General features: G+C 67.3%; 13 protein-coding genes, 1 tRNA gene and 2 pseudogenes. 12 read left to right on the top strand and 4 right to left on the bottom strand.

Annotated elements, in window-relative coordinates:
• Window positions 1-98: 98 nt before the first annotated feature.
• Complete coding sequence (locus tag ABZ479_RS32570) at window positions 99-1,307, top strand: IS701 family transposase (protein ID WP_500464902.1); 1,209 nt, start codon at window positions 99-101, stop codon at window positions 1,305-1,307.
• Between the two features lie 136 nt (window positions 1,308-1,443).
• Here the strand turns inward: ABZ479_RS32570 and ABZ479_RS32565 are convergent.
• Window positions 1,444-2,381, bottom strand: a pseudogene (locus tag ABZ479_RS32565) (IS5 family transposase).
• 201 nt (window positions 2,382-2,582) lie between these two features.
• Between ABZ479_RS32565 and ABZ479_RS32560 the strand changes: the two are divergent.
• The 4 genes from ABZ479_RS32560 to ABZ479_RS32545 all read left to right on the top strand — a co-directional run bounded on the left by ABZ479_RS32560 (window position 2,583) and on the right by ABZ479_RS32545 (window position 5,521).
• Window positions 2,583-3,391 (top strand): IS5 family transposase gene (locus ABZ479_RS32560; RefSeq protein ID WP_500464901.1). Its coding sequence is split into 2 segments (ribosomal slippage): window positions 2,583-2,922 and window positions 2,922-3,391, totalling 810 coding nucleotides; the frame shifts between segments, so codons are not numbered across the junction.
• A 21-nt stretch (window positions 3,392-3,412) separates the two neighbouring features.
• The gene (locus ABZ479_RS32555; RefSeq protein WP_500464900.1) at window positions 3,413-4,261 is read left to right on the top strand and encodes a helix-turn-helix domain-containing protein; all 849 of its coding nucleotides are present in this window, start codon (window positions 3,413-3,415) and stop codon (window positions 4,259-4,261) included.
• Window positions 4,195-4,809 carry a hypothetical protein gene (locus ABZ479_RS32550; protein WP_500464914.1) on the top strand — a complete coding sequence of 205 codons (615 nt, stop codon included), beginning with the start codon at window positions 4,195-4,197 and terminating at the stop codon, window positions 4,807-4,809. The genes ABZ479_RS32555 and ABZ479_RS32550 overlap by 67 nt, the downstream gene beginning before the upstream one ends.
• Window positions 4,810-4,870: 61 nt before the next feature.
• Complete coding sequence (locus tag ABZ479_RS32545) at window positions 4,871-5,521, top strand: hypothetical protein (RefSeq protein WP_500464899.1); 651 nt, start codon at window positions 4,871-4,873, stop codon at window positions 5,519-5,521.
• A 300-nt stretch (window positions 5,522-5,821) separates the two neighbouring features.
• On the opposite strand, the gene ABZ479_RS32540 is transcribed toward ABZ479_RS32545, so the two are convergent.
• Window positions 5,822-5,974 carry a hypothetical protein gene (locus ABZ479_RS32540; protein ID WP_500464898.1) on the bottom strand — a complete coding sequence of 51 codons (153 nt, stop codon included), beginning with the start codon at window positions 5,972-5,974 and terminating at the stop codon, window positions 5,822-5,824.
• 460 nt (window positions 5,975-6,434) lie between these two features.
• Between ABZ479_RS32540 and ABZ479_RS32535 the strand changes: the two genes are divergently transcribed.
• The 4 genes and pseudogenes from ABZ479_RS32535 to ABZ479_RS32520 all read left to right on the top strand — a co-directional run bounded on the left by ABZ479_RS32535 (window position 6,435) and on the right by ABZ479_RS32520 (window position 9,006).
• On the top strand, window positions 6,435-6,731 hold the full coding sequence (locus ABZ479_RS32535) for a hypothetical protein (RefSeq protein WP_500464897.1): 297 nt from the start codon (window positions 6,435-6,437) through the stop codon (window positions 6,729-6,731).
• Between the two features lie 264 nt (window positions 6,732-6,995).
• Window positions 6,996-7,442, top strand: a pseudogene (locus ABZ479_RS32530) (replication initiator); the annotation flags it as partial.
• Window positions 7,443-7,462: 20 nt separating this feature from the next.
• Window positions 7,463-7,636, top strand: a complete 174-nt coding sequence (locus tag ABZ479_RS32525) for a helix-turn-helix transcriptional regulator (protein ID WP_026251821.1) — start codon at window positions 7,463-7,465, stop codon at window positions 7,634-7,636.
• Window positions 7,633-9,006: a tyrosine-type recombinase/integrase gene (locus tag ABZ479_RS32520; RefSeq protein WP_500464896.1), complete on the top strand. Its 1,374-nt coding sequence runs from the start codon at window positions 7,633-7,635 to the stop codon at window positions 9,004-9,006. Before ABZ479_RS32525 ends, ABZ479_RS32520 begins: the two co-directional genes overlap by 4 nt.
• Before the next feature lie 111 nt (window positions 9,007-9,117).
• Here the strand turns inward: ABZ479_RS32520 and ABZ479_RS32515 are convergent, their stop codons facing one another.
• Both ABZ479_RS32515 and ABZ479_RS32510 read right to left on the bottom strand, forming a co-directional pair.
• Complete coding sequence (locus ABZ479_RS32515; protein ID WP_500464895.1) at window positions 9,118-9,684, bottom strand: hypothetical protein; 567 nt, start codon at window positions 9,682-9,684, stop codon at window positions 9,118-9,120.
• Between the two features lie 538 nt (window positions 9,685-10,222).
• Window positions 10,223-10,294 (bottom strand) — tRNA-Arg (locus tag ABZ479_RS32510).
• Between the two features lie 255 nt (window positions 10,295-10,549).
• Between ABZ479_RS32510 and ABZ479_RS32505 the strand changes: the two genes are divergently transcribed.
• The 3 genes from ABZ479_RS32505 to lysA all read left to right on the top strand — a co-directional run bounded on the left by ABZ479_RS32505 (window position 10,550) and on the right by lysA (window position 13,443).
• On the top strand, window positions 10,550-10,978 hold the full coding sequence (locus ABZ479_RS32505; protein WP_500464894.1) for a response regulator: 429 nt from the start codon (window positions 10,550-10,552) through the stop codon (window positions 10,976-10,978).
• A 76-nt stretch (window positions 10,979-11,054) separates the two neighbouring features.
• Window positions 11,055-12,032: an ArgS-related anticodon-binding protein NrtL gene (gene nrtL / locus ABZ479_RS32500; protein WP_500464893.1), complete on the top strand. Its 978-nt coding sequence runs from the start codon at window positions 11,055-11,057 to the stop codon at window positions 12,030-12,032.
• Between the two features lie 19 nt (window positions 12,033-12,051).
• Window positions 12,052-13,443: a diaminopimelate decarboxylase gene (gene lysA / locus ABZ479_RS32495; RefSeq protein ID WP_500464892.1), complete on the top strand. Its 1,392-nt coding sequence runs from the start codon at window positions 12,052-12,054 to the stop codon at window positions 13,441-13,443.
• Window positions 13,444-13,508 lie beyond the last annotated feature (65 nt).

Genomic DNA, 13,508 nt, shown 5'->3' with positions numbered 1-13,508 from the left:
CGTTGGCGAGCAGTCCTGCCCACCCAGCCGCGGACCGTCCCTAGTAGGGCTTTGTTAGCTGTTTGGTCAGGTGCCGGTGCTGGTGGTTCGCTGCGGTCATGAGGCCGGATGAATTAGCGGCGTGTCGTGGTCGGTTGGAGGAGTTCGCCGGGGAGGTGTTCGCGCCGTTGGCGCGTGTGGATCAGCGGGCCAAAGGTGGTCTGTATCTGCGCGGCCTGCTCCTGGACGGGCGCCGCAAATCGATGCAGCCGATGGCCGGACGTCTCGGGGTGGATCATCAGCAGTTGCAGCAGTTCATGACGTCCTCGACCTGGCCGGTGGGCGTGGTGCGGGCAGGGCTGGCCCGCCGGGCGGTGGCGGTGGTGCGACCGCAGGTGTGGGTGGTGGACGACACCGGCTTTCCCAAGGACGGCATCGCCTCGCCCGGGGTGGCCCGCCAGTACTCCGGAACACTGGGCAAGGTCGGCAACTGCCAGATCGGTGTCAGCGTGCATGCCGCCTCCGACACCGCCTCGTGTCCGCTGTCGTGGCGGCTGTTCCTGCCGGTGGGCTGGGATGAACCCGAAGCGGCCGATCGGCGGGCGAGCTGCGGCATCCCCGAGGACGAACACCACCGCCCGAAGTGGCAGCTCGTGGTGGAGATGCTCGATGAGCTGGCCACCGGCAAACTGCGGCCCGCGGTGCTGGTCGCGGACGCCGGCTATGGCACCAACGCCGACTTCCGGCATGCCCTGGAGGACCGGGGCCTGGCCTACTCGCTGCAGGTCAAGGGCGAGATGACCGCACACAGCCAGGATGCGATGCCCGAGCGGCCGCCCTACGGCGGGCTCGGGCCCCGGCCGCTGCCGCGCTATCGGACCCGGCCGGTGAGCCTGCGCGACCATGTCCTGGCCGTCGGTCGCGAAGGGGCGGTGTCGGTGACCTGGCGCAAGGGCTCCAAAGCCGCGCTGACCTCGCGCTTTGTGTTCCTTCGGGTCCGGCTGGCCGGACGCCGGCCGAGACCGGCCGCCGACGGTGTCATCGGGCTGACCTGGCTGATCGCCCAATGGCCCGAAGGCGAAGACGAGCCGGTCAAGTACTGGATATCCAACCTGCCCGCGGACATCCCCGCCCGTGATCTGGTCCGGATCGCGAAGTCACGCTGGCGCATCGAACACGACTACCGGGAGCTGAAGACCAGCCTCGGCCTCGACCACTTCGAAGGCCGTTCCTTCCTCGGCTGGCACCGCCACGTCACCCTCGTCACCGCCGCCCACCTGTTCCTGACCGAGCAACGAACCTGCCCAAAAGCCCCTGCCAGGGCCTGACCCTCTACCAGGCCCTGGACCTGCTCCAACACCTCCTGGCCACCTGGACCGGCACCTGCCCAACCTGCCGACAACCCACCCCATGGCAGCCCTACGACACCACCTAACAAAGCCCTACTAGGTTCTGTTTCTTGGATCATGTGCGGAGCCAGATCACCAGGGCTGCGACGGTGACGGTTCCGAGGTAGGTGTAAGCGCGTTTGTCGTAGCGGGTGGCCACGGCCCGGAAGTTCTTGAGGCGGTCGATCGCCCGCTCGACGACGTTGCGCTTCTTGTACCGCTGTTTGTCGAAGCCGGTCGGCCGACCGCCGGCCGAACCGCGCCTGCGGCGGTTGGCCCGCTGGTCCTTCGGTTCGGGGATGCTGTGCTGAATCTTGCGTCGCCGCAGGTAGCGGCGATTGCTGCGGGAGCTGTAAGCCTTGTCCGCGCTGACGCTGTCCGGCCGGGTGCGGGGCCGGCCGGGCCCGATGCACGGCACCGAAATCTTCTCCAGCACGGCCTGGAACTGCGGGCTATCGCCGTGTTGACCGGGCGTCAGGACGATGGACAGCGGACGGCACCGGCCGTCGGCCGACAGGTGAATCTTGGTGGTGAAGCCGCCGCGTGAACGGCCTAAGCACTCGCCTGCCTGACCACCTCCGCCAGGCGGACGGACAGGCTCGCCAGCGCCGGATCGCCCCGATTTGTCCCGCTGCGGGGCCCCTTTTCAGGAGCAATCACGGGTGGAGCGGCCCTGCGGGCGCCGGCAGCATGCTGATGGGCCCGGGCCGTCGTAGAGCCCACCGACACATCCCAGTCGATCCCGCCCCCGGCGTTCTCGGCCGCCTGCACACGCGCCAGCAGCATCTCCCACGTACCGTCCGCCGACCAGCGACGATGCCGCTTGTAGACCGTCTCCCACGGCCCGAAGCGCTCCGGCAGGTCACGCCACGGCACCCCCGTCCTGGCCCGGAATAGCACCCCGTTGATGACCTTCCGGTGCTCGCTCCACCGACCGCCACGTGCACCACCACGAGGCAGGAGCGGCTCCAGCCGCCCCCACTCCGCGTTCGTCAGGTCTCCACGGCCAACCATGCTGAACAGCGTCAACCCACACGCATGATCACGTCAGGAGATCCGAGAAACAGCACCTAGCCGCCAACTGAGCGGCCTAGCTGCGATGTTGACATTGCAGCAACGTTGCTGAAAGCTTGTCGCAATCACTAACTGATCGTTTCAGAATGAGATCGGCGTGTCGGCTGGCAGCCAGCGATCTTCGTCGGCAGGGTCTGCGGGGTGTCCGATGATCTTGTCCCTGATGACCTGTGGGAGCGCATAGCCCCGCTGCTGCCGCCGCAGCCTGAGCGAAGGCACCGGCACCCGGGCCGACTTCGGGTGCCTGACCGTGTTGCGCTGGCGGGCATTGTCTACGTGCTGCACAAGGGTGTGGCCTGGCGGGACGTCCCTGCCGGTGTGGTGGGCTGCTCGGGCGTGACCGCCTGGCGCCGTCTGCGGGACTGGACCGAAGCCGGCGTCTGGCCCCGGCTGCACGCGGAGCTCCTTGCCGAACTGCGCAAGACCGGCTTGCTCGAGATGGACGACTGCGCGATCGACGGCTCCCATGTCAGAGCCCTCAAAGGGGGGATCACGTCGGGCCGTCGCCGGTCGATCGAGCTCGCCCCGGCTCCAAACACCACCTGATCGTCGACCGCTGTGGAACCCCGCTGGCCGTGTCCGTGACGGGCGGGAACCGGCATGACGTGACGCAGCTGATCCCGCTGCTGGACGCGATCCCCCGAATACGGGGCCTTCGAGGGCGCCCGCGCAGCAAGCCCAAGCGGCTGTTCGCCGACCGCGGCTACGACTTCAACAAGTACCGCCGGCTGCTGTGGCAGCGCGGCATCAAGCCCCTGATCGCACGGCGCGGCGTCGCCCACGGCTCCGGCCTGGGCAAGACCCGCTGGGTCGTCGAGCGCACCTTCGCCTGGCTCCACCAGTTCAAACGACTCCGGACCCGTTACGAACGCCGCGCCGACCTTCACCAGGGCCTCTTGGAACTCGCCTGCAGCATCATCTGCCTCCGACGACTCCGCACGTCATTCTGAAACGATCAGTAAGGGGGGATCGTGTCGGTTCTTGGGGACATCGGCGCTGTGCAGCTCGGTCATCGACTGGCCCAGCTGCGTGAACGAACCGGCCTGAAGCAAGCTGAGTTGGCGCGACAGCTCGTCTGGAGCCAGGCAGTCCTCTCCCGTATCGAGGCTGGCGAGCGCGCCATCTCCGACGATGAGCTTCAGGCGCTTTTGACGGCCATAGGCACGCAGGAGGCTCAAGAGCTGGCGGCTGTGCTCGAACGGGTCTGGAAAATCCTTCCTCGGCCGACGCTTGATCATCAAGATCAGCATCTTCTATGGGAGGCTGAGCAAAGGGCGGTAGCTTTGAATGCACTCTCCCTCATGCCTCATGCGCATCCGGCCTTCCAGCAACGACTGAAAGAATATGTCGGGGAAATTTGCAGTAAAGCGGAGCTTCTGATCCGCCGCGATCACCAGATCGCGTTCATCGGCAGTATTGGAATCGGCAAGTCGACGGCTATCTGCCGTGCGACGGCCCTCGAGGTCCCAGGTAGACAAGGACGGCAAGTGCCCGTCCTTGAAACAGGGGGCGGAGGGATCACACTGTGTGAGGTGCGTCTCAGGGTCGGGCCTGGGCATGGCGTCATTGTCGAGCCACGCACACACGATGACATTCGTGCGGACGTGACCGATTTCGTTGAACAACTACTGCAGAACAATCAAGAGTCGGCCGAAGAGGAGGTAGCTCAGGCCGTTCCGCGGGAGATTGAGCGCGCGATTCGAAACATGTCCGGCCTTCAAAGGAAAAGATCGAAGGACTCTGACGGAAGCGCTTGGATCCGGCAAAGGCGCTCGCGGCGGAGAACCCATCCAAGCGGGAGCTCGTGGTTGAGGTGCTGACACGGATGAACCTTCTCCGCAGGGATCGACGCGACGAGTGGTTCCATCCCTCGCTTGCTTCGGAGCCTCTAGAATGGATGAAGACTACGTTCGAACAGATTAACAACGGTCGGCACCAAGATTTTTCGCTTCCTGCACGGATCGATTTGATCGTCCCGCAGATGATGAAGATCGATGACCTTGAAGTTAGTGTGATCGATACGCGAGGGATTGATCAGCTTACCGCGCGAGCCGATTTGGAAGCGCATCTAGAGGACTCGCATACGGTCGCGATTTTGTGCTCTGGATTTAACGACGCCCCGGAGCAGTCTGTCCATCACCTTCTCAAGCGGGCGCGGGAGATCAACAATCCGCAAATCGAATCAAACTGCGCTGTCCTCGTGTTGGCGCGCCCCGAAGAAGCGGCGGCCGTACAGGACGAATCAGGCCTGCTTGTCGAGTCGGATGAGGAAGGGTACGAGCTCAAAGAAGAACAAGTTAGCGCTGCGCTCAGTCCCCACCGGCTGTCTGACCTGCCTATCGGTCAACGCCCTCGAGGACGACCCTGACCGACTGCAAGCGTTCCTCCGTGAGCGCGTCCTGCACACGCGTGATGAGTTTCAACGTCAGTTGCGGGACGTTCTGAAGAAATCTCAGAGTCTGCTCGATAATGTTGAACAGGAGCAGGTTCAGGAAGTTCAACGCGCGGCCGGCCGACATGTTTCCAGTTGGATTCGCTTGCACGACTCACCGGCAAGGGTTGATGGCCACGTGCACGATGCATTGCTCGATGAGATTGCTTCAGCGCACGCAAGCACAGTTCATGCGGCAGTCCGCCGCGATGGTGAGTGGCGGTCGTTGAGCTACTCGCACCAGCTCGGTCACGGAGCGCGAAGGCTTGCCGTAGCTGCATTGCAGGAATCAGTCACTGGGTTCACGAGCCTGTGTGAAACCCTCTGCGACTCTCTTCCAGAAGCCGAAGAACTATTGTCGCAAGCCTCAAGGCTCTTGACGGCTGCGTATGACGAACTGCTTCGCAGAATGCAACTCGCCAGCCTCACTTTCTACCGCGAGCAGTTTAAGCTGGATCCCCGACTCTGGCTCGATAGTGCGGAGGAATGGGGGAAGGGGCCGGGATATCGGAATCGGGTTGTACGCCATAATCAGGCCTGGTTCCAGGGAGCTGACCGCCAAGAGCTCGAGGAGCAGCTTGAGACGATGCTTAGACGAGAGTGGGCTGGACTCCTTGAGCGGGTTAAGTCGATCTTCGAAGGGGCGTGAGTGCTCACGACCCACTGTCCCGGAACCGGGCCCGACGCCCTGTGAACCCTGCCCTTACGCCATAGTGGATCCCGCCCGACTGGGAGAGGGTTGACTCGCCGAACGCCCCTCTCTTGGGAGACAGCGGCGTCTTGTCCACCATGGGCACTGCGTCGGTGTGACGATGCTCGCCAAGATCACAGTCGCGTCCAGGGGGCCGTGCACCGGTCCCTGGTCGAGACGCGTGTGGAGCGGCAGATCTAGGTTGTCCTCCGGACTGACGCCAGTCTGGTTCTGCTGGCCGACGCTCTGGTCGGATTCTCACGAGTGCGGGTTCGCAGTACGCGGACTGCAGGTGGAGACCTTGGCGGACAACGCTCCGATGATCGCGGCGCCGAAGAAGGCGGGGTTCACGATCGAGGGCACGTTGCGGCGCGCGGCCTGGGTATACGGAGCATTCGTTGACGTGGTCATCCTCGGCCTCCTAGCTCATGAGTAGACCCCTTGGCGTGTCTGAGCCTCAGCCGACGACAGTCCGCCACGATGGCGGGTCAGCCGACCGCGCAGGCGCGCGTGTGCGTCGCGGTACCCCTACCGGCCTGAGCCACGCTGTCCGCCGTCAACCAGAGCAAGTCTCGACGGCGGATGCGATGGGTCGCACCTAGCGTGATGATCTCTTCGTCCCGAAGCAACCTAGGTGAGGGTGCTGCCTTGCTCTGTGACACCTCTCACCTGCGCTGATGGTCCGCAGACCTTCGCGTCGGCGGCCCAGCGCCCGACGGTGGTCACGGCGCATCAGCGTCGCTCGGCGGAGGCCCCGCAGCGGACGCAGGCAGTCGCCAACCGGGCGCAAGCGCTCGTGATCGCCAACTGGGCCAGCCGGGCGGGTACCTTCAGTAGCTCGGTGTCGCGTACGGGGAAGGGGAGGGGCAGCATGTCGAGGGGCAAGCAGATCTTGCGCGGGCTTGGCCACGTGGTACGAGAGGGGGCCCAAGGGACCACACGCGCCGTTGTCTTCAGTGCGTACGATCGCGGCTTCAACGAGTCGGCTCAGATCTGCCTGGGTGTCCTGTCCGATGCCACGGATGAGTTGTTGACGAGGATGAAGTCCGGAAACCTGTCCAAGCAAGAACAGGCGCTCTACGCGCGGCTGACTGAACTGACGGCTGAAATGGACGAGCGTCTCAGGAACGCCTGCCAAGAAGAGCCGACAGGAGACGCCCTGCCGTAGCCGTCCGGCGCCCGACCCGGCCAGCTAACAAGACTGTCCTGATGCATGCGCGGCCCGGGCGCCGGCCGGGCTGGAGCGGGGCGGAGACAGGAGCGCAGGCCCGGCCGGGGGCCGGGCCGCGCGCGGTGAGCGGAGCGAGCCGCCTTGAACCCGTGGAGAAGGTTGTAACTCAGCGACTGATGGCGGGTCTGATCATGGTCAGCGGGGCTGTCAAAACGGCGGCCCATCTGCATCGCTTGCGGTGGACCAGGGGCCCGCGGACCTGTCGCGGCCTACATCGCCAAGTACGCCACCAAAGGCGCCGAGACGGCCACCGGCACCTTGGACCGCCCGTTGAGGCTGCTGGCCGAACTGGGGCATCTGCGGATTTCCGAGCACGCACGCCGCATGATCCGCACGGCATGGACCCTCGGCGCACGCCCCGAACCCGAAGAGCTCCGGCTGCGCGCCTGGGCCCACATGCTCGGCTTCCGCGGCCACTTCTCCACCAAGTCCCGCCGCTACTCCACCACCCTCGGCGCCCTGCGCAACGCCCGTGCCGAATGGCGTCGCGCTGAGGCCCTGACCGCGCTCGGCATCGAATGCCCGGAGGAAACCACTCTCGTCCTCTCCCACTGGATCTTCGCCGGAACGGGCCTGACCCCTGCCGAAGCCTGGCTCGTGGCCTCACTCGCCCCCGCCCTCGGAACGGAAGGGGAACCCACACCGTGACTGGCAGCCGCGACGAGTTGATGACCGTCCCGCAGATCCTCGCTGAGCTTGGCGGGGTGTCCCGACGCACCTTCTATCGCTGGCGCGAATTGGGCCACGGCCCGGACGCCTTCAAGTTGCCGAACGGCGAGCTACGAGTGTGGCGCAGCGACTTCGTGGCCTGGCTTCGGCAATTGGAGGGGACCGCAGCATGAAGTCTCTGCAGGTCAAAATCTGGGGCGTCCGTAAGCGGCCCTACAAGACACCGTCGTACGACGTGCGCTGGTCGGTGGCCGGCCAGGTTTTCTCCGAGACGTTCAGGACGAAGGGCCTCGCCGACCACTACCGCTCCAAACTGCTGCGTGCCTCGCACGACGGTGAGGAGTTCGACGTCGAGAGTGGCCTCCCCGAGTCGATGGCGGAAAAGAAGACCTCACTGACCTGGTACGAATTCGCACTCAGGTACCTGGCCATGAAGTGGCCGCACGCAGCGCCGAACACCCGCGTCAGTATCAATGAATCCCTGGCATCGGTGACCGTGGCACTCCTTGACGAGCGTCCTGGTCAACCGCCCGCGGAGGTGTTGCGCAAGGCCCTCCGTAATTGGGCATTCGTCCTGCAGGGGCCGAGTGATCGGGAGCTCCCAACGGACATAGGAAATGCCCTCCGCTGGGTCTCCAAAGCCTCCCGCCCCCTCGCCGATCTCGGTGACCCCGTGATCGCACGCGCCGTACTCGACTCCCTCAAGCTCAAGCTCGACGGCACCGCCGCAGCTGCCGAGACCGTACGCCGGAAGCGACGGACCCTCGTCAACGCCATGCACTACGCGGTTGACCTGGGCGAGTTCTGCGAGAATCCGCTCGCCGGCGTGCGTTGGCAGAAGCCCAAGGTTTCCAGCGAGGTGGACCCTCGGGTCGTCGCCAACCCTCACCAGGCCCGCTCCCTGCTGTGCGCCGTGTCCTACGTCGGCGGCTACCGGCGTGCCCGTGGTCGACGTCTGGTCGGCCTGTTCGCTGCGATGTACTTCGGGGGCCTGCGCCCCGCCGAAGCGGTCGGGCTTGCCGAGACTGATCTCACCCTGCCCGCCACCGGATGGGGCTCCGCCCTGCTGCACCGAACGCGCCCGAGTGTCGGGAAGCTGTGGACCGACTCGGGGGAGAGCCATGATGACCGCGGGCTGAAGAACCGGCCGGCCGAGGACGTACGGCGGGTTCCGATCCCTCCGCAGCTCGTGGCGATCTTCCGGGAACACATCGACACCTTTGGAGTGGCCGACGACGGGAGGCTGTTTTTCAGCGAGGGCGGGGGAGTGGTCTCCTCGTCCTCCTACTACCGGGCCTGGCAAGAGGCACGGCTGCTGGCGCTGTCTCCCGCGGTGGCCGCATCGCCCCTCGCACGCCGCCCGTACGACTTACGGCATTCGGCACTGTCGACGTGGCTGAACGCCGGCGTGGATGCCACGGAGGTCGCTGAGCGAGCGGGCAACAGTGTGGAGGTGCTACTGAGTCGGTACGCGAAGTGCATCGACGGGCGGCAGGAGGTTGCGAACCGCCGTATCGAGGACCTGCTGCGCGAGTACGAATGATCCATGACGTGCTCCCGTGCCCGTGCGGCCGCGGGTGCGACCTCGGCGAGGTCGATGTCGCAGGAGGCTTGCGGTGCCCTCGTTGTTGCGAGGCACCGCAAGCCTTTTGGCTCATTGGGAGTTGTAAGCCTTGATGCTTACTGCCGGGCCGTTGGAGTTGCGTGCCACCGCGGCGGCCGCTTTGCCCGTCACGCGCACGACTGCCGTCCCATGGGCAGGTACCTCCGTAAGGCCTCCGATTTCGGTGACCTCGACCGCTTGCTGTGTAACGCCCGCGGGTGGCTGGTCCCAGAGGATGTAGGCGATCCGCACGGAGACCGCGATGTCGTCCTCGTTGCTGAGTCGGATCGCCGAGAAGCGTTCGAACTTGGTGATCTCGCGGCCGTGGCTGTCCAGTGCCTGGGTGGTCACCTCGTGCGGGCCGGCGGGGTTCTGGGCGAGGCGCATGTGGTGCACCTTCACTCGAACATCCGCTACCTCATGCTCGCCAGGACCGGAGAATCGAAGGATGTCGATGCTCATTCCCCATGGCGCAACAAGCTTGCCCTGATCGGTTCCGTACACCGTGCGCACTTTCCCATGAGGGAGCACGTGATCATGCTTGTCCAGCGGGGTGAAGGACAGGACCGGCACCACGGACGCGTGATAGTCGTTCTTGATCTCCAGCGTCTGATTCATGGTTTCATCCATGCCGGAGGCGCCCACGTAATGGAAAGCAAGCTTGGGGAACGATATCGGGACTCTGTGTGTCGGCGCCGAGGGCTGCGGCTTGGCGGATTTCCCCGCCAATGCGCTTGGCCCACATCCGGATAGGAGTGCCCCACTCACAGCCACCGCGAGACTCGCGACCGCCAGTCTTCGTCGACCCGTCTTCACGACGAGCACTCCTTTCCCTTGTTCATTGCCGGCGGGACGTTACCTGACCCTCTTGGCGTCGAGGCCGGCGACCCCGTCCAGGCTCGGCGGGCCCCAGACGGGCAAGCGACTTGGAGGCGAAGCGTCGAAGTGTCCAGCCCTGGATCGTGGTGAGGACCGAGTGCCCGAGGGCCTCATCATTTAGCCCGTTGACCTGCGCCGATCCCTCAAGATCCCGTCCACGGATAGTCCACAGACCCCGTCATACGGCCACTTCCGGCGGCACACGGCTGCGCATACGCGAAGACCCCGCATCCAGCGTTCTGGCTGGTGGCGGGGTCTTTTGGCACCTCGTGCGAGGTGCCCCCGGCAGGATTCGAACCTGCGCACACGGCTCCGGAGGCCGTTGCTCTATCCCCTGAGCTACGGGGGCGTGTCGTCCGCCGTGGCGGCGACGGGTGAAACCTTACCAGCCTGGAAGGGGTGTCCGTGTACAGGGTTTCCGGGGAGGCGGGTTGTGGACCCGGGACCGCCGGCGGAGGCCCCGTGCGGCGTGCCCCGCGCCGCGTGCCCGTGGCATAGCCCATGGCGGCGGGGCGTGTCCGGCGCACCCGTGCCGGGTCCCCCGGTCGGGGAAGGAATGGGGAAAACGCGGACGCATCCGATCCTGCGCGCCTAGCATCTGAATGTGCCGGGCGTGTCCGGCCGGGTGCTTGTCGTCGACGACAACAAGGTGATCCGGCAGCTGATCAGGGTCAACCTCGAGCTGGAGGGCTTCGAGGTCGTGACCGCGGCCGATGGTGCCGAGTGCCTGGACGTCGTGCAGCAGGTGCGCCCCGACGTCGTCACCCTCGACGTCGTCATGCCCCGCCTCGACGGCATAGGGACGGCCGCCCGCCTGCGCTCCGACCCCCGCACCCGCGATGTGCGGATCGTCGTCGTCAGCGCCTGCACCCAGGCCGAGGTCGAGCGCGCCGTCGCCGCCGGCGTGGACGCCTTCCTCAGCAAGCCCTTCGAGCCCGGCGAGCTGATCCGTGTCGTACGGCGACTCGTCGGCGGCGTCGACACCGACACCCCGCAGGAAGGCGCGCCCGCCACCACCCCGGGGCCCGCCTGACCGACGGTGACCAGGGATGACCAAGGGGTGAAACCCGTTCGCGTCCGCACCCCCCTCCTCGCCTACGCTTGCGCTTGTGACGCCCGCTGAGCTCTCCCGCACCGTGCTCGCCACGGTCCGTCGTGCCGTGGAGGCCGACGAGCTCAGCCTCGCGGGCCCCGTCCCCGAGCGGGTCGTCGTACGCCGCCCGCCGCGCCCCGGGTGCGGGGACTACGCCACCAACGTGGCCCTGCAACTCGCCCCCCTCACCGGCGCCGCCCCGCTCGCCGTCGCCGACGTCCTCCGCCGCCGCCTCGCCGCCGCCCCCGGCATCGCCCGGGTGGACGTGGCCGCACCCGGCTTCCTCAACATCACCCTCCAGGGCGAGTCCCACGAGGCCCTCGTCGACCTCGTCCGCGAGCAGGGCGCCCGCTACGGGGTGGGGGAGTACGGAGCCGGCGACGTCCCCGCACCCACCGGCGAGCCCCGCGCCGACGCCTACGCCGCCGCCCTCCGCCGGCTCCACGCCGCCACCGGCATCGAGCCCCCCGCCCGCCGGCCCCACCCCGTGGCGCAGACCCCGGACGAGCTGCTGCGCACCCTCGGCGCCGACGCCACCGCCTGGGCCCTGCTGCGCCCGCCCGCCGAGGACGCCTCCCGCACCGACCCCGCGACGCACCTGGCGCAGCGCGAGGGCAACCCCCTGTTCCTGGTCCGGTACGCTCACGCCCGCAGCCGGGCCCTGCTGCGAGGCGCCCACGACCTGGGCCTGGGACCCGGCGCCGCATCCGGCCCCCGGGACCCCGCGGAGGCCGAACTGCTCGGCCTGATCGCCGACTTCCCCCGCACCGTGGAGGCGGCGGCCCGGCACGGCGCGCCCGACCGGGTGGCGCGGCTGCTGGAGCGCACGGCCGACGCCTTCCTCCGCTTCCACGAGGAGTGCCCGGCGCTGCCGAAGGGCGAGGAGAAACCCTCGGCCGTTCACGGGGCCCGCCTGGCGCTCGCCGACGCCGCCGGGACCGTGCTCGCCAACGGCCTGACCCTGCTCGGCATCAGCGCCCCCCGACACCTGTGAGAGCAGAGAGCACACGACGATGAGCCGTTCCGCACACCCCGCCGGGCCCCGTTACGCCGACGTCCTCCCCGAGGGCCACTACGCGGCGCCGCCCACCGACCTGAACGTCCTGGACCCCCGGGTCTGGGCCCGCACCGTCACCCGGGACGCCGAGGGCGTCGCCACCGTGGGCGGTCTGGACGTCCGCGCCCTCGCGGAGGAGTTCGGCACCCCCGCCTACATCCTGGACGAGGCCGACTTCCGGGCCCGCTGCCGTGCCTGGCGCGAGGCATTCGGGGCGGACGCCGACGTCTTCTACGCGGGCAAGGCCTTCCTGTCCCGCGCCGTGGTGCGCTGGCTGCACGAGGAGGGCCTCAACCTCGACGTGTGCTCCGGCGGCGAGCTGGCCGTGGCGCTGTCCGCGGGGATGCCGGCCGACCGGATCGCGCTGCACGGCAACAACAAGACCACCGCGGAGATCCGCCAGGCCGTCGAGGCCGGGGTGGGCCGGATCGTGGTGGACTCGTTCCAGGAGATCGTCCGGGTGGCGGACGCCGCGCAGAAGGCGGGCCGGCGGCAGCGGGTGCAGATCCGCGTCACCGTCGGCGTCGAGGCGCACACCCACGAGTTCATCGCCACCGCGCACGAGGACCAGAAGTTCGGTTTCTCGCTGGGCGGCGGGGACGCGGCCGAGGCGGTGCGCCGGGTGCTGCGCCTGGAGTCGCTCGAACTGGTGGGCATCCACTCGCACATCGGCTCGCAGATCTTCGACACCTCCGGCTTCGAGGTGGCGGCGCACCGGGTGATCGGCCTGCTGCGGCAGATCCGCGACGAGCACGGGGTGGAGCTGCCGGAGATCGACCTCGGCGGTGGCCTCGGCATCGCGTACACGCCGGACGACGACCCGCGCGAGCCGTACGAGATCGCCAAGTCGCTGGGGGAGATCGTCTCCCGGGAGTGCCGGGGCGCGGAGCTCGCGGTGCCGCGGCTGTCGGTCGAGCCGGGCCGGGCGATCGTGGGCCCGACGGCGTTCACGCTGTACGAGGTGGGCACGATCAAGCCGCTGGAGGGCCTGCGGACGTACGTCAGCGTGGACGGCGGCATGTCGGACAACATCCGCACGGCGCTGTACGACGCCGAGTACAGCGTGGCCCTGGTGTCGCGGTCGAGCGACGCGGAGCCGATGCTGACCCGGGTGGTGGGCAAGCACTGCGAGTCGGGCGACATCGTGGTGCGCGACGCCTTCCTCCCCGCCGACCTGGCGCCCGGCGACCTGCTGGCGGTGCCGGCGACGGGGGCGTACTGCCGCTCGATGGCCAGCAACTACAACCACGCCCTGCGCCCCCCGGTGGTGGCGGTCAGGGACGGCGAGGCCCGGGTGATCGTGCGGCGTGAGACGGAAGAAGATCTCCTGCGTCTCGACGTCGGATGACGTGGAATCTCACATGGAAGAAGCCTGGTCTCGCGATCCGGACAGTACGTGGAAACTTCCGTCCG

Origin of the sequence: Streptomyces sp. NPDC005722 (assembly GCF_040630935.1) — a bacterium.
Lineage (GTDB): Bacteria > Actinomycetota > Actinomycetes > Streptomycetales > Streptomycetaceae > Actinacidiphila.
This window is presented reverse-complemented; position numbering and strand designations above follow the sequence as displayed.

Excerpts from the sequence above, each read along its gene's own strand:
- ABZ479_RS32525 (WP_026251821.1), top strand. The coding sequence starts at position 7,463 with ATGACCGTCCCGCAGATCCTCGCTGAGCTTGGCGGGGTGTCCCGACGC.
- ABZ479_RS32515 (WP_500464895.1), bottom strand. The coding sequence starts at position 9,684 with ATGAATCAGACGCTGGAGATCAAGAACGACTATCACGCGTCCGTGGTG.
- lysA (WP_500464892.1), top strand. The coding sequence starts at position 12,052 with ATGAGCCGTTCCGCACACCCCGCCGGGCCCCGTTACGCCGACGTCCTC.
- ABZ479_RS32535 (WP_500464897.1), top strand. The coding sequence starts at position 6,435 with ATGTCGAGGGGCAAGCAGATCTTGCGCGGGCTTGGCCACGTGGTACGA.
- ABZ479_RS32570 (WP_500464902.1), top strand. The coding sequence starts at position 99 with ATGAGGCCGGATGAATTAGCGGCGTGTCGTGGTCGGTTGGAGGAGTTC.
- ABZ479_RS32520 (WP_500464896.1), top strand. The coding sequence starts at position 7,633 with ATGAAGTCTCTGCAGGTCAAAATCTGGGGCGTCCGTAAGCGGCCCTAC.
- ABZ479_RS32540 (WP_500464898.1), bottom strand. The coding sequence starts at position 5,974 with ATGACCACGTCAACGAATGCTCCGTATACCCAGGCCGCGCGCCGCAAC.